Below are 23,735 nucleotides of genomic sequence, written 5' to 3' on the forward strand. Positions count from 1 at the left end.
CGGCCTACGGCACGACCACGATCTTCCGCCCCACCCCGGCCGCGAACTGCTCCAGCGCCTGCGGGTACCGCTCCAGCGGGATCCGGTCGCTGATGAACACCCGGGGGTCCAGCACCCCGTTCGCGAACAGCTCGGCGGCCCGCTCGAAGCTGTGCAGGACGGCCATCGAACCGGTGATCGTGATCTCCTGGTTGTAGATGCGGTACGGATCGATCGTCACCCGGGTCGCGTAGTCGGCCACCCCGAACTGCAGGAACGTGCCCGCCTTCGCCACCCGGCCCAGGCCGTCCTGGATCGCCGCCGCGTTCCCGGTCGCGTCGACGACCACGTCCCAGCCCTGGGGCCGGTCCAGCTCGTCGGCGCTCGCCGCCGAGGCGGACACTCCCAGCTGCCGTGCCGTCTCCAGGCGCGCCGGGTTCACGTCGACCATGTCCACGCTCGCCGCGCCCGTCCGCTTGGCCAGCTCCAGCATCATCAGGCCCATGGTCCCGGAGCCGTAGACCAGGACGTGGGCGCCGAGGCGGGAGCGCAGGACGTCGTAGCCGCGGACCGCGCACGACAGGGGTTCCACCAGGGCCGCGTCCTCGGTGCGCACGTGCTCGGGCAGCTTCACGCAGTTCGCCACCGGGGCGACCGCGTACTGGGCGGCGCCGCCCGCCGTGGTCACGCCGATCGCGGCCCACCGCTCGCAGAGGTTGTTGTGGCCGGTGCGGCAGTAGCGGCACTCGTAGCAGTACAGCGACGGGTCCACCGCCACCCGGTCGCCGATCGCGACCTCGGTGACCTGGCCGCCGACCCCGACCACCGAGCCCGCGAACTCGTGCCCGGGGACGATCGGCAGCTTGGGCGCGAACTCGCCCTGCAGGATGTGCAGGTCGGTGCCGCACAGGCCGCACGCGGCCACTTCGACGACGACCTCGCGCGGGCCCGGCGCCGGGTCCGGCACCTCGGTGACGACGGCGCGGCCCACGGACTCGATGACGGCGGCCTTCATTTCACGGCTCCCAACGACAGGCCCTGGACCAGCTTGTCCTGGGCGGCGAACCCCGCGGCGAGCACCGGCAGGGAGATGACGAGCGAAGCGGCGCACACCTTGGCCAGGAACAGGCCCTGGCTCGTGATGAAGCCGGTCAGGAAGACGGGGGCGGTCTCGGCGACCACGCCCGTGAGGACCCGGGCGAACAGCAGCTCGTTCCAGCTGAAGATGAAGCAGATCAGGGCCGTCGCCGCGATCCCGGGCAGGGCGATCGGGGCCACCACGCGCGCGAGGATCGTCGGCAGGCGGGCGCCGTCCACGCGGGCCGCCTCGATGACGGCGACCGGGACCTCGGCGAGGAAGGACTGCATCATCCACACCGCGATCGGCAGGTTCATGGAGGTGTAGAGGACGACCAGGAGCCAGATGTTGTCGAGCATCCCGGCGTCCTTGGCGAACAGGTAGACCGGCAGCAGGCCCGCCACGGCCGGCAGCATCTTCGTGGACAGGAAGAAGAACAGCACGTCCGTCCACTTCTTCACCGGCCGCACGGACAGCGCGTACGCCGCCGGGAGGGCCAGCAGGAGGACACAGAGGGTGGAGGCCACCGACGCCACCGTGGAGTTGACCAGTGCGGGCCACGGGCTCGGCCCGCCGCCGCTGCCGAAGAACTCGCGGTAGCCGTCGAGCGTCAGCGACGCGGCGAAGGCCGGCGGGTTGGTCGCCGCGTCCGCCTCGGAGTGGAAGGACGTCAGGGCCATCCACGCGATCGGCAGGAAGAACACGATCCCGGCGAGCCAGGCCACCAGGCCGAGCCCATGACGGCGCAGTACGGCGTTCATGCGCGGGACACCTCCTCGCGGAACAGGGACGACACGACGCGCAGGGCGAAGGTCGCGATGATGATGGAGCCGATGACGACCAGGACGCCGGCGGCCGAGGCGAGCCCGTTCTCATGGGCCTGGTAGAAGCTCTGGTAGACGGTGTAGGGCAGGTTCGCCGTCCCCAGTCCCCCCGAGGTGATCGTGAAGACCGCGTCGAAGTTCTGGACGATGTAGATCGAGCCCAGCAGAGCGCCCAGCTCCAGATAGCGGCGCAGGTGGGGCAGGGTCAGATGGCGGAAGACCTGCCAGTCGTTCGCGCCGTCGACCCGCGCGGCCTCGATCTGCTGCTGGTCCCGGCTCTGCAGCCCGGCGAGCAAGATCAGCATCATGAACGGCGTCCACTGCCACACCAGGGAGGCCTCGACCGCGAGCAGCGGGGTGTGGGAGATCCAGTCGGGCTGTGGGCCGCCCACATAGTGCAACAACCCGTTGAGCAGGCCGTATTCGGGGTTGTAGAGCACATGCTTCCAGAGCAGGGCGGCGGCCACCGGGACCACCAGGAACGGCGCGATGAGCATGGTGCGGACGACGCCCCGGCCGCGGAACCTCCGGTCCAGCAGCAGTGCCAGCGCCAGTCCCAGCACCAGGCTGGCCAGCACCACCGCCACCGTGAGCAGCACGGTCGTCCACACCGAGTGGCGCAGGCCGGCGTCGGTCAGCACCTGGCGGTAGTTGTCGAGGCCGGTGAAGCGGCGGGCCTTGGGGTAGAGGGCGTTCCAGTCGAAGAAGGAGATCACCAGGGTGGCCACGAACGGCAGCTGGGTCACGGCGATCATGAAGACGAGGGCCGGCAGCAGCGGGGCCCGGGTGGCCCAGGCGCGCAGCCGGGCCGGGGGCTGCTGCACCGTCCTCGCGGGAGCGGCGGCGTACGGGGCCGTGGTCGTCGCTGTCATCGTCCCTCGTACTCCTTGGAGATCTTCTCGGCGAGCGCCTGCGAGTTCTTGAGGGCCGAGTCGACGGACTGGCGTCCGGCGATGGCCGCGCTGATCTCCTGGGAGACCTTGGTGCCGAGGTCGGTGAACTCGGGGATGCCGACGAACTGGATGCCGGGCGCGGGCCGCGGCTGCACCCCGGGGTCGTCCGGGCGGGCGCTCTCAATGGCCTTCCTGGTCATCTCCTGGAAGGCCGCCGCCGAGGTGCGGTAGTCCGCGTTCGTGTACGTCGACGCCCGCTTGCCCGCGGGGACGTCCGACCAGCCGCTGGTCTCGCCGACCAGCTGCTCGTACCCCTTGCCGGACGCCCAGGAGACGAACTTCCAGGCGTTGCCGGGGTTGCGGGACGCCTTCTGGATGCCCCAGGCCCAGGTGTAGAGCCAGCCGGAGGACGGCGTCCTCTCGACCGGGGCCGGGGCGTAGCCGAGCCTGCCCTTGACCGGCGAGCCCGCGGCCTCCAGCAGGCCGGCGGCGCTGGTGGCGTCGTACCACATGGCGACCTTGCCCTGGGTCATGTCGTTGAGGCACTCGGCGAACCCGGACTGCGCTGCGCCGGACTCACCGTGGGCCCGGACGAGGTCGACGTAGAACTTCGTCGCCCTCTCGAACTCCGGGGAGTCCAGGCGGGCCTTCCAGTGCCGGTCGAACCAGGTGCCGCCGAAGGTGTTCACGACGGTCGTCAGCGGGGCCGTCAGTTCCCCCCAGCCCGGCAGTCCGCGCAGACAGATGCCCTTCATGCCGGGCTTCGCGCCGTCCACCCGCGCGGCCAGGTCCGCGACCTGCCGCCAGGTGGGGTGGGCCGGCATGGTGAGGCCCTTCGCCGCGAAGACGTCCTTGCGGTACATCAGGAAGGAGGACTCGCCGTAGAAGGGCTGACCGTAGAGCTTGCCGTCGTCGCCGGTGAGGGACTGGCGCATCGGCTTCAGGACGTCCTGCTCGTCGTACGCGGGGTCCTTGGCGACGTACCCGTTCATCTCGTGCAGCCAGCCGTTGCGGGCGTAGATCGGTATCTCGTAGTTGGAGAGGGTGGCCACGTCGTACTGGCCGGCCTGGTTGGCGAAGTCCTGGCTGATCTTGTCGCGCACGTCGTTCTCGGGCAGCACGGTGAAGTTGACCCTGATGCCGGTCTCCTTGGTGAAGTGGGCCGCGGTCAGCTTCTGCAGCTCGGTCATCTGGGGGTTGTTGACCATCAGCACATTGATGGAGTCGCCGCCGGAACCGGTCCCGCCCGCACCGACCCAGCAGCCGGAGAGCAGCGGGGCGAGCAGCGTCCCTGCGGCGGCCATGGCGAGCGTGGCTCGCGGCCTCCGTCGGCTCGGGATACGCATGGATCGCTCCTGGAGATTCGGGGATAGGAGGTTTGTGGATATAAGGGGCACTGAGGGGCGGGGAACGCCCCTGCGGGTGGTGAGGTGGACTTTCAGACCCGGATGACCTGCGGGCCCAGCAGGGAGTAGCGGTGGGCCTCGGCGGCCGGGAGCTGGGCGCTCGTCACGATCGCCTCCAGCGCGCCGATCCCGGCGAACCGGCAGAAGCTGACCGCACCGAACTTGGTGTGCACGCCCGCGAAGACGGTCCGGCGCGCGGCCCGTACGGCCTGTGCCTTGACCTCGCTGACCGCCGGGTCCGGTGTGGTCAGGCCGTGCTCGCGGGAGATGCCGTTGGCGCCGATGTAGGCGAGGTCGAGGACGAAACCGGCGAGCATCTTCGTCGTCCAGTGGTCGACGGTGGCCAGCGTCCCGGCCCGCACCCGGCCGCCGAGCAGCAGCACCGAGATCTGCCCGGCCTCCGCCAGGGCGCCCGCGACCGGCAGGGAGGCGGTGACCACCGTCAGCGGCCGGTCGGTCGGCAGGGCCTCCGCGATGAGCTGCGGGGTGAAGCCCTCGTCCACGAAGACCGTCTCCGCGTCCCCGAGCAGCTCGGCCGCGGCGGCGGCGATCCGGCGCTTCTCGGGCACGTGGCTGGTGGCGCGGAAGGCGAGGGTCGTCTCGAAACCGGCGCTCTCCACCGGGTAGGCGCCGCCGTGCGTACGACGGACCAGGCCGTGGTCCTCCAGGGCGCGCAGATCGCGCCGGACGGTCTCCTTGGCCACGCCCAGCTCGGTGGCGAGCGCGGTGACGTCGACCGAGCCGGTGGCGCGCGCGGCCCGTACGATGGCGCGCCGGCGCTCTTCCGCCGTCCCTGTGCTCATGCCGTCACCCGCCTTCCCGCGGAACCGCCCGTTCGGGCCCATGGGGGAAGTTCTACAGCGGGTGCGCGGCACTGACCAGGCTTGTTGCCGGCCCGATACTGCCCGCTTGCGCCCGTTCACCGGGGGCGGTGCCCGGCGCGGACCTGCGAGGCCGTGCCCGGCGGGGTGGGAGCGGGCGGCCCTGATGCCCGGATGCGGCGGCGGGCGGGCCCGTTCGGTGCCCGCCCGCGCGCGTGAGCGATCGTTTTCCGCCGCCCGGAGCCCTCAGCAGCTCAGTACGGCCAGATCGGCGGGTCGCTCACGAAGTGCCCGCCGAGGTGGCTGTGCGCCGGGTTCTCCGGGTCCAGCTCGCCCTGCTCGGCGATCAGCTTCCCGGCGTACGGCTCGGAGTCGTCCTGTGGCTCGTAGCCGAGCGCCCGCGCCGTGGTCAGGTCCCACCACAGCCGGGTGTTGGCGGAGGAGCCGTAGACGACCGTGTGGCCCACCTCCTCGGCGGTCAGGGCCGCGTGGAAGAGGCGGGCGCCGTCGGCCGGGCTCATCCACACCGAGAGCATGCGCACGCTGGTCGGCTCCGGGAAGCAGGAGCCGATGCGCACGGACACGGTCTCCAGGCCGTGCCTGTCCCAGTACAGCTGGGCGAGGTCCTCGCCGAAGGACTTGGACAGGCCGTAGAAGGTGTCCGGGCGGCGCGGGGTGTCGACCGGGATCAGCGGCTCGCCCGGGCGGGGCGCCGGGGTGTAGCCGACGGCGTGGTTGGAGGAGGCGAAGACGATCCGGGGCACGCCCTCCTGGCGGGCGGCCTCGTAGAGGTTGTAGGTGCCCTCGATGTTGGACTTCAGGATCTTGTCGAAGGGGGCTTCCAGGGAGATGCCCGCGAGGTGGAGGACCGCGTCCACGCCCCGCACGGCCTCGCGCAGCGCCTCCCCGTCGGCGAGGTCGGCGGTGACCGCGTCCGGCACGCCCTCGACGGGGCGCACATCGAACAGGCGCAGCGTGTAGCCGTACTCCGGCAGCAGGGAGCGCATCAGGGTGCCGAGCCCGCCGGCGGCGCCGGTGAGCAGAACGGTGCGGGGAGCGGGCATCCAGGATTCTCCTTGTGAACAGAATTCACATGTATGGACACGCTAAGGAGTGTTGCCGTGCACCGTCAAGTCTCCCGGGAAAGCTTGAGTGGGTGCGAGTCCGCCTGCTTGAGCCGCCCTGCAGGGCGCCTCTAGCGTGGACGCGTTCAGGAATATAGACATTGATCAGAAATATGTACCGGCGTGCCCCAAGGGAGAGCCCGTGACGCCAGCTCCTCTCACCGAACGGCTCAGCGACGCACGCGGGCCGCTCTTCTTCCCCGTCACGGCCTACGGCCACGACGGCTCACTCGACCTCGACGCCTACCGCACCCATGTGCGCCGGGGCGTCACGGACGGCGCCGCCGCCGTGTTCGCCTGCTGCGGCACCGGGGAGTTCCACGCGCTGCTGCCGGAGGAGTTCGAGGCCTGCGTGCGGGTGGCCGTGGAGACGGCCGACGGACGGGTCCCGGTGGTCGCCGGCGCCGGCTACGGCACCGCGCTCGCCGTCCGCTACGCGCGTCTGGCCGAGGCCGCGGGCGCCGACGGCCTCCTCGCCATGCCGCCCTACCTCGTCCTCGCCGGCCAGGAGGGACTGCTGCGGCACTACCGGGAGATCGCCGCGGCCACCGCCCTGCCGGTGATCGTCTACCAGCGCGACAACGCCGTCTTCACGCCGCGGACGGTGGTGGAACTCGCCCGCACCGAGGGCATCGTCGGCCTCAAGGACGGCCTCGGCGACCTCGACCTGATGCAGCGGATCGTCAGCGCCGTACGCACCGAGGCTCCCGGCGGCTTCCTCTACTTCAACGGCCTGCCCACCGCCGAGCAGACCCAGCTCGCCTACCACGCCCTCGGCATCACCCTGTACTCCTCGGCCGTCTTCTGCTTCGCCCCCGAGATCGCCCTCGCCTACCACCGGTCCCTGGCCACGGGCGACACGGCGACCCTCCAGCGCCTGCTGGACGGCTTCTACCGCCCGTTCGTGGAACTGCGCGCCCAGGGCCGGGGCTACGCCGTCTCGCTCGTCAAGGCGGGCGTACGGCTGCGCGGCCCGGACGTCGGCGAGGTCCGGCCCCCGCTGCACGAGCCGTCGGAGGACCACGTCGGACAACTCGCCCGGCTGATCGAGCGGGGACACGAGCTGCTGCGGGACGACGCGTGAGCAGGCGTCCGCACAGCTCGGAGGAGGCCGGGTGAAGGCGTCGGCGTTCGTCTACCCCTGGGACGTCAACGGGGACCCCGGGGCCCCGGCGCGCATCGCCGGGCTCGGCGTCGAGCAGGTGACCCTCGCCGCCGCCTACCACTCCACCCGCGCCCTGACCCCCCGCCACCCCCGCCACCGCATCGTCACCGCCGAGCACGCGGCCGTCCTGTACCCGGCGGGCGAGCGCTGGGCGGGCCGCGGCCTCAGACCGTACCCCGCCGGCCGCTGGGCCCCCGGCGACGCCTACGGCGAGGCCGCGGAAGCCCTGGCCGAGGCGGGCCTGGAGGTCCACAGCTGGGTCGTCCTCGCCCACAACTCCCGCCTGGGCGCCGAACATCCGGACACCTCGGTCGTCAACGCCTACGGCGACCCCTACCCCTGGGCGCCCTGCATCGCCCAGCCCGCCACGCGCGCGTACCTGGTCGACCTGGCCGCCGAGGCCGCCGTGCGCCCCGGCGCGCACGGCACCGAGCTGGAGTCCCTCGGCTGGTACGGACTGCAGCACCTGCACGCCCACGACAAGACCTCCGGGGTGGGACTGGGGGAGGCCGGGCAGTACCTGATGTCCCTGTGCTTCTGCCCGTCCTGCCGCGCCGGGTACGCCGGACAGGGCCTGGATCCCGAGGAGCTGGCCGCGTCCGTACGGGCCGCGCTGGAGCCGCTGTGGCGGGGCACGGCGGACGACGAGGGCTGGCCCACGGTCGCCGGGTCGCTCGGCGAGGAGACGGCCGCCCGCACGCGCGCGTGGCGTGACGGCACCGCGGGCACCCTCCAGGAGGAGACCGTCGCCGCCGTACGCGCCGCCGCACCGGCCGGCTTCCAGGTCCTGCTGCACGCCGACCCGGTCTCCTACCACTGCGGTGCCGACGCCGGCGTCGACCCCGCGCGCGTCCTGTCCGTCGCCGACGGCGTGGTGGTGCCCTGCACGGGGGGTACGGCCCTGCTGGCACCCTTCGCCGAACAGGCCGGGGAGCGGACGGTGCTGGCCGCCAACCTCACCGTCGTCTCCGGGGCGGGCGGCAGCCCCGGCACCCTCGCTGCGGACGCGGCACGCGCGCGTGCGCAGGGCGCGACGGAACTGCGGCTCTATCACGTCGGGCTGGCGTCGGACGGCGACCTCGCCGCGGTGCGCGAGGCGCTGCCGGTGCGCTGAGCCAGCGAAGCCGCCGTCCCGAGCAGCGCGAGGCCGTACAGCGGCGACAGCAGGGCGGGGGAGGCGAGTTCGAGCAGACCGGCGCCGACGCCCAGTCCGAGGACGGTGGGGGCGAGGACCAGGGTGTTGGCGGTGGCCGTCGCCCGGCCGAGCAGCGGTCCGGGCGTGTGCTGCTGGACGGCGGTGAACGCCGCGACGAGCACCCAGGGCAGACCGAGCCCGATCGCCGCGGCGGACACGAGGGCCACCGCGTCCGACGGCACGGCACGCGCGGCCACCGCGAGCGCCGTCAGCACGATCCCCGCCGCCGCGAACCGGCGCGCCCCGAGCCGCCGCAGCGCGGTCCCCGACACCAGCCCGGCCGTCACCGAACCGGCGCCCTGGACGGCGGACAGGACGCCCGTGTACGCCGCGGAGTGGCCGAGGCGGTCGACGACGGCGTACACCGTCGTGCTGCTCAGCGAGGCGAGGAGCATCGTCGTGCCGCCGGCCCGGACCAGCGGGCGCAGCACCGGGTGCCGCCGCAGGTGCCGGACGCCCTCCGCGGTCTCCTTCCGCCAGCCGCCGCCGGAGGGGACGGGCCGCTCCTCGCGCACCCGCAGCAGGGCGTACAGCCCGGCGGCGATCACGAAGGTCACCGCGTCCAGGCAGGCGACGGCCGGACCGCCGAAGGCCGCGTACAGGCCCGCCCCGGTCAGCGGAGCGACGAGCTTCATGCCCTCGGTGACGGTCATCCGCAGCCCGTTGAAGTCGCCGCGGAGTTCCGCGGGGACGACGGCGGTGACCAGGGCCGACTCGGCGGCCTCGGCGACGGCGCCGGCGGTGCCGTACAGGAACAGGACGGTGAGCAGCAGCCACAGCCCGTCGGCCGAGCGGACGGCGAAGAGCGCCGGCAGGGCCGCCGCCAGTGCCAGGTTCAGGCCGATGAGCAGGGGCGTGCGGCGCACCCGGTCGGCGATGGTGCCCAGCGCCGGGCCGGCGAGGGTGGGGGACCAGGCGGCGAGCATGCACAGGGCGGGCAGGCTGTCGGACCCGGTGAGGTCCTTGACCCACATGCCCGACGCCAGCGACAGCGAGGAGGTGCCGAAGGCGGACACCACCAGGCCCGTGAGATACAGCCCCGCGTCGCGGTCGCGCAGGGCGCGCAGCAGGGTCCGGGAAGTCGTCATGCCTGGGAATCGTGGGTCTGAGGGGGGTGGGCGCGGATCGGTGAAACGCCTTATTTCCCGCGCCCCGCACCGATGAGTTCTCTCCTGCCGGCCGGTCATCCCTGAGGAGGACGAGCGCAACCCGAAGGAGTGCGGCATGACCATCGTCGACCTCGGCCCGCAGGCCCGGATCGTGGCGCGGCTCGCCGAGTCCGTGACCGATGCGCGGCTGTCCGCTCCCACGCCGTGCCCGGACCTGGCGGTGCGGAATCTGCTGGGCCACATCCTGCTGCTCTCGGTGGCCTTCCGTGACGCCGCCCGCAAGGATCTCGGTACGACGACCGACACCGACCCGGCCGCCGCCGTCCCGGACATCGGCCCCGGCTGGCGCGAGGAGCTGCCCAAGGCCCTGGAAGAAGTCGCCGACGCCTGGCGTGACCCGGCCGCCTGGACCGGTATGACCCGCGCGGGCGGGGTGGACCTGCCGGGCGAGGTCGCCGGTGCCGTCGTCGCCGACGAACTGGTCGTCCACGGCTGGGACCTGGCCCGCGCCATCGGCCGGCCCTACGCTCCCGACCCCGCGGCGCTGGACTCGGCCCACGGCTTCCTGCTGGCGGCCGCCGAGGACCCGCACCGCGGAAACGGCCTGTTCGGCCCGGTCGTCCCGGTGCCGGCGGAGGCACCCCTGCTGGACCGGGCGGTCGGGCTGAGCGGGCGGGACCCGGGATGGCGTCCCGGTGACTGAGTAGGCGGACCTCCACGACCTGAGTAGGTGCACCGGTGCGGCGGCCCCCTCCGCACCGGTTCAGTGTTCGCATGACGACACAGCACATCGCACCGCTTCCGGGACCGGCCGGCCTGGGTGAGCGGGACCCCCGGGCCTGGGTGGCACCGGCGATCGCGACGGCTCTGCTGGGCGTGCTCGGTCCGGCCGCCGTCGCGTTCGCCGGGCTCTCCGTGATGGCGACGGACAGCTGCGGCCCCGACGACTGCTCGGCCGCGTTGAACAGGTCCCTGTCCTGGATCTTCCACCTGCTCGTCCTCGGCGGCCCGCTGGGCCTGGTCGCCCTGCTCACGGCCTGGCTGCTGCCCTGGAAGCGCCGCTGGTCCGTGACGCGCGCCTGGGCGGCGGTCCTCGCACTGGTGCCGCCCCTCGGGGTGCTGTTCCTGGTGCTCACGCTGCCCGCCCCGTGAGGGGGGCACCGTCCTTCTTTTGTCAGAAGCGTTGACGAAACACCGGCCCCCCTCCTACCTTTCACCGCGTCGTACTTCGTACGTCATATACGGGACGCGACATGTGAGAGGGCCGCATGACCTCCGTGCCCACCCCGATCCCGTCCCGCACGCAGTACGTACCGGACGCGATCGAACACCGCATCCCGACCGGCCGGTTGACGCCCGGACAGGCCCTGGTCGAGACGGAGCCGGCGGACATGGCGCGCGAGGTCTACGACGTGCGGCTGCTGCCGGAGCCGGAAGCGCTGTGCCGGGCCGTCGGGCGAGGAGCCTCCCTCGACGCCGCGCGCGACGCGCTGGTCCGGGCCGACCACGCCACCGACGCCGCCGAACGGCCGCTCGCCAACCGGGAGTTCCACCGCGCCCTGTACCTGCCGTGCGGCAACCCGCTGCTCGGCCGGGCCCTGCCCGCACACGAGCGCGCCGAGGCCGCCGCCATCGCCGCCGGATGGTCCCCGTGACGAAGCTGAGGAGCCACCAGTGGTACGCGACCGACGGGCTGCGCTCGTTCAGCCACCGCGCCCGGACCCGGCAGCTCGGGTACCTGCCCGAGGAGCATCTCGGCAAGCCCGTGATCGCCGTGCTCAACACGTGGTCCGACATCAACCCGTGCCATGTGCACCTGCGGGACCGCGCCCGGGCGGTGAAGCGGGGGGTGTGGCAGGCCGGCGGGTTTCCGCTGGAGTTCCCGGTCTCGACGCTGAGCCAGACCTTCCAGAAGCCGACGCCGATGCTCTACCGGAATCTGCTGGCGATGGAGACCGAGGAACTGCTGCGGTCCTACCCGGTCGACGGGGCCGTGCTGATGGGCGGCTGCGACAAGTCCACGCCCGCGCTGCTGATGGGTGCGGCCAGCGCGGATCTGCCCGCCGTCTTCGTGCCGGCCGGGCCCATGCTGCCGGGGCACTGGCGGGGCGAGGTGCTCGGGTCCGGTACGGACATGTGGAGGCACCGGGCGGACAAGCGGGCGGGTCTCATCGGCGACTGCGAGCTGAGCGAGCTGGAGAGCTGCCTCGCGCGCTCCCCGGGGCACTGCATGACCATGGGTACGGCGTCCACGCTGACGGCCGCCGCCGAGGCCCTCGGCGTGACCGTGCCGGGCGCGTCCAGCATCCCCGCCGTCGACTCCGCTCACGACCGGATGGCCGCCAAGGCCGGGATGACGGCCGTCGAACTGGTCCGCCGGGGCCGGAAACCGACCGACATCCTCACCCGTGAGGCCTTCGAGGACGCGGTCACCACCGTGCTCGGCCTCGGCGGCTCCACCAACGCCGTGATCCACCTGATCGCCATGGCCGGCCGTGCCGGGGTGGAACTCACCCTCGACGACTTCGACCGCATCGCCCGCACCGTGCCCGTCCTCGCCAACGTCCGCCCCGGCGGCGAGAGGTACCTGATGGAGGACTTCCACTTCGCGGGCGGCCTGCCCGGCTTCCTGTCCCGGATCACCGACCTGCTCCACCTGGACCGGCCGACGGTGTCGTACGACACCCTGCGCGAGCAGCTGCAGGGCGCGCGGGTGCACGACGACGACGTGATCCGCCCCCGCGACAACCCGGTCGCGAGCGAGGGCGGGATCGCGGTCCTGCGCGGCAACCTCTGCCCGGACGGCGCGGTCATCAAGCACATCGCCGCCGAGCCCCACCTGCTCAGGCACACCGGTCCGGCCGTCGTCTTCGACGACTACCGGACCATGCGGCGCACCATCGACGACCCCGCCCTCGGCATCACCGCCGGCAGCGTGCTGGTGCTGCGCAACGCCGGGCCCAGGGGCGGGCCGGGCATGCCCGAGTACGGCATGCTGCCCATCCCGGACCACCTGCTCAAGCGGGGCGTGCGGGACATGGTCCGGATCTCCGACGCCCGGATGAGCGGGACGGGCTACGGCGCCTGTGTGCTGCACGTGGCCCCGGAGTCGTACATCGGCGGCCCGCTCGCGCTCGTGCGCGCCGGGGACCTCATCACCCTGGACGTCGAGGCACGCAGCCTCCGTCTCCACGTGGACGACGCGGAGCTGGAGCGCAGGCGGCTCGCGTGGACCCCGCCGCCGCCCCGGTACGAGCGCGGCTACGGCGTCCTCCACAACGGCCACATCACCCAGGCCGACACCGGCTGCGACTTCGAGTTCCTGGCCCGGCCGGGCCAGGTGCCGGACCCCTACGCCGGCTGAGCGCCCCGGCGGCCCTGCGGATGCCGGGCTTCATCGCCTACCTGGTGGTGAGTGTCAGTTCAGATGCCACAGCTCGTATGCGGCGAGAAGCAGGACCGAGCCCGCCAGCGCCAACACCGCGCCCAGGAACCGCAGATAACCCGCGGACGAGAAGAGTGTGGGCCGCCCCGCGACCCCCCACCTGCGCCGAATCCGCTCGGACCGGCTCGTGGTGATGCCCCGCACGTCGAAGGCCCAGTTCACCCCGCACCACAGGGCTGTCAGGCCGCCCGCGGCGAAGACGACGAGCAACACCGGTGACGGTCCCTGGGCCCCTGCGGCGGCGAACGGCATGGGTGGCGCTCCCTTTCTCATATCGATCGGATAACACTACTCGCAGGGCAGGGTGTTATGCGCGTAGACATACTCCGACCTGGCACATCGCTCTCATCCACCAGATCCGGAGAATCCATGCGGAAGTCCCACAGAGTCGTCGCCGCCGGTGCCGCCTGTGCCCTCGCCGGTGCCGCGCTGTACGGCGCGGGCGCTGCCACCGCCGGTCAGTCGACGGCGAACTCCACCCACGAGCCCTACAACATCGGGCAGTTGGTGAAGGACATAGACACCTATTACGGCACCACCGCCGACAGCAACGGCGTCTACCAGGCGTCCCCGGACAGCCCGTACGCCAAGGACCTGGCGGACATGGACGCAGCCGCCAAGCGCTATATCGACAAGGCGGCTCGCAAGGCGCACCGGCACGGCGAGAAGCCGGCCGTCGTCTTCGACATCGACGACACGCTGCTGCTCAGCCTCGACTACGAGAAGCGCTACAACTACACGTACAACCCCACGACGTGGAACGACTACGTGAACCGCGCCGACCGCCCGGCGGTCTTCGGCAGCCCCGAGCTGGTCCAGTACGCCGCTTCCAAGGGCGTCGAGGTCTTCTACAACTCCGGCCTCAGCGAGGCGCAGCGCGCCGCCGCGGTCGCCAACCTGAAGAAGGTCGGCGCCGATGTGAACCTGGACGCCGACCACATGTTCCTCAAGGACAAGGCCAACCCGCCGGCCTACCTGGGTGACTGCGCCACCCCGAGCGCCTGGAACTGCACGACCGTGCAGTACAAGTCCGGAACGCGCAAGCACATCGAGGACGACCTGGGGTACGAGATCATCGCCAACTTCGGCGACCAGTACTCGGACCTCGACGGCGGCTACGCCGACCGCACGTACAAGCTGCCGAACCCGACCTACTTCGTCTCCTGACGGTCATCCGCAGGCCGTGAGCAGCCGCTCGTACCCGGCCCTCGTCACCGGCGGCACCGTGCCGTGGCGAGGGCCGGCGGGCGGTCAGGCCGCTCACTTCAGTGCCGCCTGCATCATCGCCTTGGCCACCGGCGCCGCCAGACCGTTACCGCTGACCTCCGACCGTGCCGCGTCCGACTGCTCCACCATCACGGCGACAGCCACCTCCTTGCCGCTGCTGCCGGACTTGCCGAAGGACGTGAACCAGGCGTACGGCGTCTTGCTGTTGTTCTCGCCGTGCTGGGCGGTGCCGGTCTTGCCGCCGACGGTGACGCCGTCGATCAGGGCGTTGGTGCCGGTGCCGTCCTTGACCACCGTCTCCATCGCCGACTGGAGCTGCCCGGCGGTGGAGGAACTGACGATCTCCTTGCTGTCCGCGTCGTCGTCGTAGTCCTGCAGCACCGCACCCCCGCTGTCGGTGATCTGCGACACCATGTGCGGCGAGACCAGCTTGCCGCCGTTGGCTATGGCCGCCGACACCATGGCCATCTGCAGCGGGGTCGCGGTGACGTCGAACTGACCGATGCCGGACAGCGCGGTCTGCGCCTGGTCCATGCCGGACGGGTACACACTGGCGTAGGCCCGCACCGGCACGTCCTGCTCGTCGTCGTTGAAGCCGAACTTCTCGGCCATCGCCCTCACCTTGTCCTGGCCGAGCTGGACGGCCATATGACCGAAGACGTTGTTGCAGGAGTACTGCAGGGCCTTGCGGATCGAGGCGTTCCTGCACGGCGCCGACTTGTTCTCGTTCACCAGCACGTGCGTCGTGCCCGGCGGGGTGTAGGGGTCCGGGCTGTCGGTCGGGTCGTCCACGTTCTTGTACAGCCCGTCCTCCAGCGCGGCCGCGGCCACCACCAGCTTGAACGTCGAGCCGGGCGGCAGCGGCTGGCGCAGCGCACGGTTGGTGAGCGGCTTCTCCTTGTCCGCGTTGAGCCGCTTCCAGGCGATCCCGGCCGTGTTGGCGTCGGTGAGCGAGGACGGGTCGTACGACGGCGTGGACACCACCGCGAGGATCTTGCCGGTCTTCGGGTCGATCGCGACGGCCGCGCCCTTGTTGCCGCCGAGCGCGCGGTACGCCGCCTTCTGCACGTCCGGGTCGATCGTGGTGAGCACGTTGCCCGGGTCGGCGCGCTTGCCGGTGAGCGTGTCCATCACGGTCTTCAGCCGGTTGTCCGTGCCGTTCAGCAGGTCCGCGTAGATGCCCTCCAGCTGTGTCGGGGCATAGGCCTGCGAGGCGTAACCCGTCACCGCGGCGTAGAGCTTGCCGTCCGTGTACGTCCGCTTGTACGCGAGGTCGCTCCCCTTCGTCCGCGTCGAGCCGGTGATCGCGTTTCCGGCCACGATGATGTTCCCGAGCGGCCGCGAGTACGTCTGGATCGCGTTCCGCCGGTTGCTGTTGTCGTCCGCGAGGGCCTTGCCGTCGTAGAACTGCACCCAGGTCGCCCTGACCAGCAGAGCGAGCACGAGCAGCAGCGCGAAGACGGACGCCCGCCTGATCGTCTTGTTCATCCCGCTCCGAAGACGATCGGGACGGGGCCGATCGTTCCCGTACGCCCCGTTTTCTCATCCCCCGCTCAGGAAACCGGCCTCGTACGCGGCGATCACCGCCTGGGTGCGGTCCCGGGCGCCGGTCTTCGCGAGGACCGCCGCCACGTGCGACTTCACGGTCGCGGGGCCCACGTCCAGCCGCCGGGCGATCTCGGCGTTGGTCAGTCCGTCGGTCATGTGCCGCAGCACGTCGCGCTCACGGCCGGTGAGCTTGCTCACCCAGGGCGCGGCCCGGCCGGCGCCGCGCGCGTGCTGGGCGGCGAGGGACCGCACGGCCGACGGGAACAGCAGGGTGTCGGAGCGCGCGACCAGCCGTACCGCCTGCACCAGGGCATCGGCGTCGGACCGCTTCAGCAGGAAGCCGGCGGCACCGGCGCGCAGGGCGTCGTACACGTACGCGTCGTTCTCGAAGGTGGTCACGACGACGATCCGCGGCGGCCGTTCCAGGGAGGCGACGATCTGCTCGGTGGCCCGGATGCCGTCGACCTCGGGCATCCGGACGTCCATGAGCACGACGTCGGGCCGCAGCTCCCGGACCACGGAAACGGCCTCGGCGCCGGTGGTCGCCTCGCCGACGACCTCCAGGCCCGGCTCGGCGGAGAGGATGGCGCGCAGGGCGGTGCGGACCATGCGCTCGTCGTCGGCGAGGACGATCCGGATGGCGGGCTGGGTCATGCGGGTCCTTTCGGAAGCGGTCGGGGCCGTGCGTCGGCCGCCGTCCCGGGCGTGGTCAGGGGCAGTCGGACGTGCAGGCGCCAGTTGCCGTCCGACGGTCCGGCCTGTGCCGTGCCGCCCAGCAGCCGCACCCGGTCGGCGACGCCCCGCAGACCGTGGCCGCCGCCGGGCCGCGGCGGCGTGGCCGTGCCCAGGGGGTTCTCGACGGTGATCTCCAGCCGGCCGGCCCCGGCGCGGATGCGCACGGCGACGGGTGCGCCGGCGTGTTTCAGCGCGTTGCTCAGGCCCTCCTGCACGATCCGGTACGCCTCCCGGGAGACCAGCGCCGGCAGCGCGGCGGGGTCGAGGCCGACGGTGGCCGTCACGGGCAGCCCGGCGGCCCGGGTCCGGCGCAGCAGCCCGTCGAGGTCGGTCGCGAGGGTGGGTGCCGGCGCGGTGCCCGGCGCGTCCCCGTCCCGCAACACACCGAGGACGGCGTCGAGTTCGCCGACCGTGCGCCGGGTGGTCTCCTCGATGGCGGTGAGCGCCTCGCGGACGAACTCCGGGTCCGTGCCGAGGAGCCGGCGGGCCGCGCCCGCCTGGAGGGTGACGGCGCTCAGGGCGTGGCCGACGGAGTCGTGCAGCTCGCGGGCGAGCCGGTTGCGCACGGCGAGGTCGGCGGCCCGGGCCTCGGCGGCGGCCAGCCGGTCCTGCGGGGTGGGCCCGAGCAGCGCGGGCGCCCAGCGGGCCAGCAGGGCACCGCAGCCCGCCGCGCACCCGGCGAGCGCGCACAGCATGGCCAGGCCCGCAACCGGGGACAGGGCCAGCGCCCAGCCGTGGTCGAGGGCTTCGGGCAGGCGGAGCGGGGAGTGGCGCAGCCCGGCGAACACGGGCAGGACGACCAGCACCGCCGCGAACGGCGGCACGGCCAGCGACATGCCGGCGATGATCCCGCCGAGCCCGAGATGCAGCGTGAACCAGGCCGCCGTACGCGCCCGTTCGGCCGCCGTGCGGGCCGGTCCGGTGGCCAGAGCGTCGGCGTCGACGTCGCACAGGGCCCGGACGGCGGCCGACTCCAGCGGCCGGGTCAGCGGGAACAGCGAGGTGAGTGCGGCGATGGGCAACCCGACGGCGAACGAGCCGAGTTGGAGGGGGAGCGAATGGAAGACGTCGTCCACGCCGGTGAGCGGGCCGACGATCACCGAGCCGACGAAGACGTACGGCATGGCGAGCGCGCCGCCCAGGATCAGATGGATCCAGCGGCGCCGCGCCCGCCCGCCGAAGAGCGGCCGCAACGCCCGTGTCACCGCGGTGCCTTGGCGGTCCGGTCGGTGAGGAAGTGGGCGAGGACGCTCGCCACGAGCAGGCCGGTGATCATCTGCCCAGCGTAGGTGAGGCTGGTCAGCGGTGCCGGCCGGTAAGCCGTCACCAGCGTTCCGAGCGATATCCAGCCGCCCCAGCACGCCACGGCCCCGGAGCCGGTCCAGGCCAGCGCCAGCGGCACGGCGACCGGCAGTGCACGGCCCCGGCGGAAGGCGAGCTGCCAGGCACCGGTGACGGCCATGGCGAGGAAGAGGACGAAGACGCACTGCATGGACCGGGCGCCGCTGCCGTCCGCCGCGGCCGCCCCGACGGCGCGCAGCAGCCGCACCGCGCCGGGGAGCAGCGCGAGAAGCGCGGCCGTCACGGCCGTCAGCCGCTGCGCCCCCGTCGCGCCCCCGGCCGGCAGCTCCCGCACCCGGCCCTGCCACAGGTGACCCCAGCGCTCGCGGGCGTACCCCGTGAACAGCGCGCCGAGCGCCAGTCCCTGCACGATGAAGCCGCCGTAGACCACCGCGAAGACCCAGTCGGCCAGGAAGGGTTCGCCGTCGCCGTGGCCGCCCCCGCCGCCGTGCAGGACCAGTTGCAGCGGGAAGCCCACCATGATGGGGGCGAGGAGTCCCACGGCGAGCCACATCGGCACGGCGAGCAGCCAGGCCGGCACCCGCCGGCCCCACGGACGGGTCAGCAGCAGCGCCAGCACGACGACGGCCGCGTCCATCAGCACGGTGACGCCGTTGGCGAGCGCCGCGGTCAGCCGGTGCTCCAGCAGCGGACTGCCGTCCGGGATGCCGAGGTGACTGCCGGCGATCCAGGCGGCCTTGAGGGACAGGTACGGCAGGCAGGCGGTGATGGCCACGCGTCGGAGCCGGCGGCGTCGCGTGGAGACGCCGGCGGGGAGGGCGGCCGTTGGGATCGTCATGCCCCCACGCTCCCGCGCCGCGCCGGGTGCGCACCTCCTGCGGCCCGACGATCCGTCTCCGCCGCACGGCGGAGGGCCTCAGCCCTCCAGGACGAGCACGACCTCGTCGATCTCCTGCCCCCGCCCGTTCGCATACCCCCGGGCCCGGGCCGTCTCGCGGAAGCCGCACTTGTCCAGCACCCGCAGCGACGCCGCGTTGTCGGCCGCCGCCCGCGCGTACAGCGGCCGTTCGGACACCTCGGCGAGCAGACCCCGCAGCGCGGCCGTCGCCACGCCCCGGCCCCAGTACGCGCGGTCGATCCAGTACGTCACCTCGCGCTCGCCGGTCACGCCGTAGACGGCCGCGTTACCGGCCACCTCGCCGTCGGCCAGCACCGTGCGCAGGACGAAGGAGGAGGTGCGCACGCGCAGCCAGTAGGCCGCGAAGGCCTCCGGGTCGGACGTGTCCTCCGGGCCGAACGCGGCCATCCGGACGGCTTCCGGGTCGGTCATCTGCCGGTGGAACACCGGCAGGTCACCGTCCTCCACGGCGCGCAGGGCGATCTCCATGGGGCCCGAGCCTACGACGGCTCCCGCGCCGCGTCCGCCACCGCCCGCGCTCAGAGCCGGCGCGTCGCCAGGGCCAGCCGGTCACGCGCGTCGAACAGCGCGTCCTTGATCAGCTGCTCGTGGGCCGGGGTCAGCCGGGCCACCGGCACCGAGCAGCTGATCGCGTCCCGGGCCGGGGTGCGGTAGGGGATCGCCACGCCGAAGCAGCGCAGGCCCAGCGTGTTCTCCTCACGGTCGACCGCGAAGCCCTGCTCGCGCACCTGGTGGAGCTCCTCGATGAGCTTCTCGCGGTCGGTCAGGGTGTGCTCGGTGAGCGCGGGCAGGGTCTCCGGCAGCAGCTTGCGCACCTGCTCGTCGCTGTACGTGGCGAGGATCGCCTTGCCGAGGGAGGTGGAGTGGGCGGGCAGCCGGCGCCCGACCCGGGTGAAGGGGCGCAGATAGTGCTGGGACTGACGGGTGGCGAGGTAGACCACGTTGGTGCCGTCGAGCCGGGCCAGGTGGATGGTCTCCGTGGTGTCGTCGGAGAGCCGGTCCAGGGCGGGCCGGGCGGCGGCCACCACCTCGTCGCCGTCGATGTACGACGTGCCGACCAGCAGCGCCCGGACCCCGATGCCGTACCGCGTGCCCGTCGCGTCGGTCTCCACCCAGCCCAGCTCCACGAGGGTGCGCAGCAGCATGTACAGGCTGGACTTGGGGTACCCCACGGCCTCCTGGACGGCCGCGAGGGAGTGCATTCCGGGCCGGCCGGCGAAGTACTCAAGCAATTCAACGGTCCGCACCGCGGACTTGACCTGGGCCCCGCCTGTCTCGCCAGCCGACATCGCCCTTGACCCCTTCAATCGCCGGGAAATAGTCTCCGAGCAGCACATTCATCATCAGAGACGGTGTTCAGTATATCGAACGCCCCTGATGGTCGACCCAAGCCCGCCCTTGGATATTGCGGCCTTACTGGAGGGACCCGCGGTGGCAGCAGCACCAGTCTGGAGTGTCGACCCGCGCACCGGGAAGCAGCGTGAACAGGTTGCGGTGGAGGCCACGGCGCAGGAGGTGGACACGGTGGTCGGGGCGGCCCACGCCGCACGTGGCGCCCTCGCCGACCGCGCGGTGCGCTCCGCCTTCCTGCGCTCGGCCGCCGCGGGCCTGGACGCGGCCCGGGACGCCCTGGTCGAGACCGCCGACGCCGAGACCGCCCTCGGCCCGGTCCGGCTGACCGGTGAACTCGCCCGCACCAGCTACCAGTTGCGGGCCTTCGCCGACATCGTCGACGAGGGTGCCTTCCTCGACGTCATCATCAACCACCCCGACGACACCGCCACCCCGCCCATCCCGGACCTGCGCCGCTACAAGGTCCCGCTCGGCGTCGTCGCCGTCTACTCCGCCTCCAACTTCCCCTTCGCCTTCTCCGTCGCCGGCGGCGACACCGCCAGCGCGCTCGCCGCGGGCTGCCCGGCCGTCGTCAAGGCCCACCCCGACCACCCGGCCCTGTCCGAGCTGGTCGCCAAGGTGCTGCGCCGGGCAGCCGCCGAGCACGGCATCCCCGAGGGTGTCCTCGGCCTCGTGCACGGCTTCGAGGCGGGCGTCGAGCTGATCAGGCACCCGCTGGTCGCCGCGGCCGGCTTCACCGGCTCGGTACGGGGCGGGCGGGCGCTGTTCGACGCGGCGGCCGCGCGTCCGGTGCCGATCCCGTTCCACGGTGAGCTGGGGTCCTTGAACCCGGTCCTGGTGACCGAGGCCGCCGCCGCCGAGCGCGGCGAGGAGATCGGCACCGGGCTGGCCGGGTCCATGACGCTCGGCGTCGGGCAGTTCTGCGTGAAGCCCGGACTGGTGCTGGTGCCGTCCGGCGCCGGGGGCGACCGGCTGGTGAAGGCCCTGACCGACGCCGTGAGCGACACCGGCGCGGGGGTGCTGCTCGACCACCGCATGCGGGACGACTTCGTCGCCGGGGTGCGGGAGCGGGCCGGCCTGGACGGTGTGGAGACGCCGGTCACGCCGGGCGCGGGCGGTGAGCACACGGTCAGCGCCGGGTTCCTCACGGTGCCGGCACAGCGGCTGGCCGAAGAGGGGACCCACGACCTGCTGCTGGAGGAGTGCTTCGGGCCGGTCACCGTCGTGGCCCGCTACACCTCCGAGGAGGAGGCCGCCCTCGTGCTGTCGCGGTTGCCGGGGAACCTCACGGCGACGGTCCAGCTGTCCTCTCAGGAGGCGGCCGGGGAGGGACGGGGACCGGAACTCCTGGCCGGGCTGACCCCGTTGGCGGGGCGGGTGGTGGTGAACGCGTGGCCCACCGGTGTCGCGGTTGCTCCGGCCCAGCAGCACGGGGGTCCCTACCCCGCGACGACCTCCACGTCCACCTCGGTGGGCGGTACGGCCATCGAGCGGTGGCTGCGGCCGGTGGCCTACCAGAACGCGCCGTCGGCTCTGTTGCCGAAGGAGCTCCGCGACGAGAACCCGCTGGGGCTTCCCCGGCGCTTCAACGGGGTTCTGGAGCGGTAGCTCACGGCACTGCGGGACAATGGGGCGATGGACGTGGAACTTCCCGAACTCCCTTTCGCCCTCCGGACCTACGGACCCGAGGGGCACTGGGAGTACGAGGACGGCGTGCTGACCGGCTGGGCCGGGCCCCGGCAGGACCGGTTCGTCACGCCCACCGGGGAGGCGCTCGACCCCGCCTCGGACGCGCCCCGGCTGCTGGGCGCGCCCGAGGGCGACTTCCAGCTGATCGCGCGGGTCACCGTGGGCTTCCGGGCCGCCTTCGACGCGGGCGTCCTGTACGTCCACGTCGGCGAGCGGGCCTGGGCCAAGCTGTGCCTGGAGTACTCCCCGGACCTGCCCACCGTCTGCACGGTGGTCACCCGGGGGCACTCCGATGACGCCAACTCCTTCACGGTGGAGGGGAGTTCGGTGTGGCTGCGGGTCAGCCGGACCGGGCGGGCCTTCGCCTTCCACGCCTCGCGGGACGGCGAGCGGTGGACCTTCGTCCGGCTGTTCACCCTCGGCGACGAGAAGGAGACCGATGACGCGCTGGTCGGCTTCATGACCCAGTCGCCGCTGGGGGAGGGGTGCGTGGTGACGTACGACCACATCGGGTTCAGGACTTCCTGGCCGAGCGACCTGCGAGACGGAAGCTGAGCGCGAACGTCACCGTGAGCAGGGCCGCGCTGATGACCAGGCTCCAGCGCACACCGGCCTGGAAGCCGTGGCCGAGCAGCGCTCCGAACACGGCGATGCCCAGGCCACCGGCCACCTGCCGGGCCGAGTTGAGCACCCCGGCCGCCAGGCCCGCCCGTTCGGCGGGTACGGCGTCCATCATCGCGGCGGTCAGGGGCGGCACCGTCAGCGCGCAGCCCAGGGCCAGCGGCACCAGCAGCACGGACACCAGGGCCGGGGACGTGCCGGCGTCGACGTACAGCAGCAGGAGCAGACCGGCGACGGCGAGCGGCTGGCCCACGAGCATCGGCAACCGGGGGCCGTAGCGCCCCGCGAGCTTGCCCGCCACCACGTTCGTCACCGCGATCAGGCCCGTCATCGGCAGGAACATCAGCCCGGCGGACAGCGCGGAGTGGCCCTGGACCTGCTGGAAGAACAGCGAGAAGACGAACACCATGCCGAAGAAGGCCACGCTGCAGGCGGAGCCGGCCGCCACCGCCGTGGCCACGGTCCGGTTGCGGAACAGACCGAGGGGCACCACCGGGTGCGACTGGCGCGCCTCGACGCGCAGGAACGCCCCGCCCGCGAGGACGGCCACCGCCAGTGCCGCCCAGCCCGCCGTCCCGCCCTCGATGACCGCGAAGGTCAGGGACACCAGGGACGCCACCGCCATCAGCTGGCCGGGCAGATCCAGCGGTGCCGGGCGGGGCCGTGAGCGCGGGGCGCGGACGAGCAGGGCCAGGATCGCGGCGCCCACCGGCAGGTTGACGAAGAAGATGCCGCGCCAGTCCCAGGCGGTGGTCAGCGCACCGCCCGCCACCGGCCCGAGCGCCACGGCGAGTGAACCGCCCGCCGCCCAGGCCGCCACCGCGCGGGCCCGCCGCGCCGGTTCCGGGTACGCCTGCCGCACCAGCGCCAGCGTTGCCGGGAGGACCACGGCCGCAGCGACGCCCTGGACCACCCGCGCGCCGATCAGGGCCGGCAGGTCCGGCGCCAGTCCGCAGGCCGCCGAGGCGAGCGTGAACACCGCGGTGCCGAGGGCGAACGCCCGGCTCGCCCCGGCCCGGTCGGAGAAGGCCCCGGTGGACAGCATCAGCGCCGCGAAGGCCAGTGTGTAGGCGTCCACCACCCACTGCAGGCCGGACATGCCGCCGCCCAGGGAGGAGCCGATGGCGGGCAGGGCCACATTGACCACGGAGGCGTCGAGGCAGATCAGCCCGAAGCCGAGCAGGGCGGCGGTGAGGGTGAGCGCGGCGGATGATCCCGGGGGCGTCAAGCCGCCCTGGTCAGGGGCGAGTTGTCCGGCCCTGGACATCTGGTTCGTTGGCATGTCCCCCATGCTGCGTATCT

At 72.7% G+C, this 23,735-nt stretch carries 23 protein-coding genes and 1 pseudogene; 9 read left to right on the plus strand and 15 right to left on the minus strand.

Translation table 11 applies throughout. The annotated features are described in order from the left end of the window. Nucleotides 1–4: 4 nt before the first annotated feature. The 6 genes from ABT171_RS24980 to ABT171_RS25005 form a co-directional block, all read right to left on the minus strand. The gene (locus ABT171_RS24980) at nucleotides 5–994 is read right to left on the minus strand and encodes a zinc-dependent alcohol dehydrogenase family protein (RefSeq protein WP_351247367.1); all 990 of its coding nucleotides are present in this window, start codon (nucleotides 992–994) and stop codon (nucleotides 5–7) included. Further along, entirely contained in the window at nucleotides 991–1,818 is an 828-nt protein-coding gene (locus ABT171_RS24985; RefSeq protein ID WP_351247369.1) for a carbohydrate ABC transporter permease, read from the minus strand. The genes ABT171_RS24980 and ABT171_RS24985 overlap by 4 nt, the downstream gene beginning before the upstream one ends. Further along, entirely contained in the window at nucleotides 1,815–2,753 is a 939-nt protein-coding gene (locus ABT171_RS24990; RefSeq protein WP_351247371.1) for a carbohydrate ABC transporter permease, read from the minus strand. The genes ABT171_RS24985 and ABT171_RS24990 overlap by 4 nt, the downstream gene beginning before the upstream one ends. Continuing rightward, nucleotides 2,750–4,120 (minus strand): ABC transporter substrate-binding protein, encoded by a 1,371-nt coding sequence (locus ABT171_RS24995; protein ID WP_351247373.1) that lies wholly within the window; start codon nucleotides 4,118–4,120, stop codon nucleotides 2,750–2,752. Before ABT171_RS24995 ends, ABT171_RS24990 begins: the two co-directional genes overlap by 4 nt. A gap of 92 nt (nucleotides 4,121–4,212) precedes the next feature. Then, nucleotides 4,213–4,983: a DeoR/GlpR family DNA-binding transcription regulator gene (locus ABT171_RS25000; protein WP_351247375.1), complete on the minus strand. Its 771-nt coding sequence runs from the start codon at nucleotides 4,981–4,983 to the stop codon at nucleotides 4,213–4,215. A 272-nt stretch (nucleotides 4,984–5,255) separates the two neighbouring features. Further along, complete coding sequence (locus ABT171_RS25005) at nucleotides 5,256–6,065, minus strand: NAD-dependent epimerase/dehydratase family protein (RefSeq protein ID WP_351247377.1); 810 nt, start codon at nucleotides 6,063–6,065, stop codon at nucleotides 5,256–5,258. A gap of 202 nt (nucleotides 6,066–6,267) precedes the next feature. On the opposite strand from ABT171_RS25005, the gene ABT171_RS25010 reads away from it, so the two are divergent. Both ABT171_RS25010 and ABT171_RS25015 read left to right on the plus strand, forming a co-directional pair. After that, on the plus strand, nucleotides 6,268–7,209 hold the full coding sequence (locus tag ABT171_RS25010; protein WP_351247379.1) for a 5-dehydro-4-deoxyglucarate dehydratase: 942 nt from the start codon (nucleotides 6,268–6,270) through the stop codon (nucleotides 7,207–7,209). 31 nt (nucleotides 7,210–7,240) lie between these two features. Next, nucleotides 7,241–8,404: a hypothetical protein gene (locus ABT171_RS25015; protein WP_351247381.1), complete on the plus strand. Its 1,164-nt coding sequence runs from the start codon at nucleotides 7,241–7,243 to the stop codon at nucleotides 8,402–8,404. Here the strand turns inward: ABT171_RS25015 and ABT171_RS25020 are convergent. Then, nucleotides 8,341–9,573, minus strand: a complete 1,233-nt coding sequence (locus ABT171_RS25020) for an MFS transporter (RefSeq protein ID WP_351247383.1) — start codon at nucleotides 9,571–9,573, stop codon at nucleotides 8,341–8,343. The two genes, ABT171_RS25015 and ABT171_RS25020, sit on opposite strands and share 64 nt — an antisense overlap. A 136-nt stretch (nucleotides 9,574–9,709) precedes the next feature. On the opposite strand from ABT171_RS25020, the gene ABT171_RS25025 reads away from it, so the two are divergent. The 4 genes and pseudogenes from ABT171_RS25025 (at nucleotide 9,710) to araD (ending at nucleotide 12,958) form a co-directional block, all read left to right on the plus strand. Next, on the plus strand, nucleotides 9,710–10,297 hold the full coding sequence (locus ABT171_RS25025) for a TIGR03086 family metal-binding protein (protein WP_351247385.1): 588 nt from the start codon (nucleotides 9,710–9,712) through the stop codon (nucleotides 10,295–10,297). A 71-nt stretch (nucleotides 10,298–10,368) separates the two neighbouring features. After that, the gene (locus ABT171_RS25030; RefSeq protein WP_351247387.1) at nucleotides 10,369–10,746 is read left to right on the plus strand and encodes a hypothetical protein; all 378 of its coding nucleotides are present in this window, start codon (nucleotides 10,369–10,371) and stop codon (nucleotides 10,744–10,746) included. A 116-nt stretch (nucleotides 10,747–10,862) separates the two neighbouring features. Further along, a pseudogene (locus tag ABT171_RS25035) lies at nucleotides 10,863–11,243 on the plus strand (FCD domain-containing protein); the annotation flags it as partial. After that, nucleotides 11,237–12,958: an L-arabinonate dehydratase gene (gene araD / locus ABT171_RS25040; protein WP_351247389.1), complete on the plus strand. Its 1,722-nt coding sequence runs from the start codon at nucleotides 11,237–11,239 to the stop codon at nucleotides 12,956–12,958. The pseudogene ABT171_RS25035 and the gene araD, both read left to right, overlap by 7 nt. A gap of 54 nt (nucleotides 12,959–13,012) precedes the next feature. On the opposite strand, the gene ABT171_RS25045 is transcribed toward araD, so the two are convergent. Further along, nucleotides 13,013–13,291, minus strand: coding sequence for a hypothetical protein (locus tag ABT171_RS25045; RefSeq protein WP_351247391.1), 279 nt, complete (start codon nucleotides 13,289–13,291; stop codon nucleotides 13,013–13,015). 117 nt (nucleotides 13,292–13,408) lie between these two features. Between ABT171_RS25045 and ABT171_RS25050 the strand changes: the two genes are divergently transcribed. Continuing rightward, the gene (locus ABT171_RS25050) at nucleotides 13,409–14,206 is read left to right on the plus strand and encodes an HAD family acid phosphatase (RefSeq protein ID WP_351247393.1); all 798 of its coding nucleotides are present in this window, start codon (nucleotides 13,409–13,411) and stop codon (nucleotides 14,204–14,206) included. Between the two features lie 93 nt (nucleotides 14,207–14,299). On the opposite strand, the gene ABT171_RS25055 is transcribed toward ABT171_RS25050, so the two are convergent. From ABT171_RS25055 to ABT171_RS25080, 6 genes are all read right to left on the minus strand, one after another. Beyond that, the gene (locus tag ABT171_RS25055; RefSeq protein WP_351247395.1) at nucleotides 14,300–15,754 is read right to left on the minus strand and encodes a peptidoglycan D,D-transpeptidase FtsI family protein; all 1,455 of its coding nucleotides are present in this window, start codon (nucleotides 15,752–15,754) and stop codon (nucleotides 14,300–14,302) included. 54 nt (nucleotides 15,755–15,808) lie between these two features. After that, on the minus strand, nucleotides 15,809–16,468 hold the full coding sequence (locus ABT171_RS25060; protein WP_351247397.1) for a response regulator transcription factor: 660 nt from the start codon (nucleotides 16,466–16,468) through the stop codon (nucleotides 15,809–15,811). Further along, nucleotides 16,465–17,754, minus strand: coding sequence for a sensor histidine kinase (locus tag ABT171_RS25065; protein WP_351247399.1), 1,290 nt, complete (start codon nucleotides 17,752–17,754; stop codon nucleotides 16,465–16,467). Before ABT171_RS25065 ends, ABT171_RS25060 begins: the two co-directional genes overlap by 4 nt. Continuing rightward, nucleotides 17,751–18,689, minus strand: coding sequence for a hypothetical protein (locus ABT171_RS25070; RefSeq protein ID WP_351247401.1), 939 nt, complete (start codon nucleotides 18,687–18,689; stop codon nucleotides 17,751–17,753). Before ABT171_RS25070 ends, ABT171_RS25065 begins: the two co-directional genes overlap by 4 nt. Before the next feature lie 78 nt (nucleotides 18,690–18,767). Beyond that, entirely contained in the window at nucleotides 18,768–19,238 is a 471-nt protein-coding gene (locus ABT171_RS25075; protein ID WP_351247403.1) for a GNAT family N-acetyltransferase, read from the minus strand. Nucleotides 19,239–19,288: 50 nt separating this feature from the next. Next, a complete protein-coding gene (locus ABT171_RS25080; RefSeq protein ID WP_351247405.1) occupies nucleotides 19,289–20,059 on the minus strand; it encodes an IclR family transcriptional regulator in 771 nt (256 codons plus the stop codon). 142 nt (nucleotides 20,060–20,201) lie between these two features. On the opposite strand from ABT171_RS25080, the gene ABT171_RS25085 reads away from it, so the two are divergent. Continuing rightward, entirely contained in the window at nucleotides 20,202–21,731 is a 1,530-nt protein-coding gene (locus ABT171_RS25085; protein WP_351247407.1) for an aldehyde dehydrogenase (NADP(+)), read from the plus strand. A 27-nt stretch (nucleotides 21,732–21,758) separates the two neighbouring features. After that, complete coding sequence (locus ABT171_RS25090) at nucleotides 21,759–22,367, plus strand: DUF1349 domain-containing protein (RefSeq protein WP_351247409.1); 609 nt, start codon at nucleotides 21,759–21,761, stop codon at nucleotides 22,365–22,367. Here the strand turns inward: ABT171_RS25090 and ABT171_RS25095 are convergent. After that, nucleotides 22,327–23,715, minus strand: coding sequence for an MFS transporter (locus tag ABT171_RS25095; RefSeq protein WP_351247411.1), 1,389 nt, complete (start codon nucleotides 23,713–23,715; stop codon nucleotides 22,327–22,329). The genes ABT171_RS25090 and ABT171_RS25095 overlap by 41 nt on opposite strands. Nucleotides 23,716–23,735 lie beyond the last annotated feature (20 nt).

This window comes from Streptomyces sp. NPDC001851, from assembly GCF_040297165.1.
Taxonomy (GTDB): domain Bacteria; phylum Actinomycetota; class Actinomycetes; order Streptomycetales; family Streptomycetaceae; genus Streptomyces.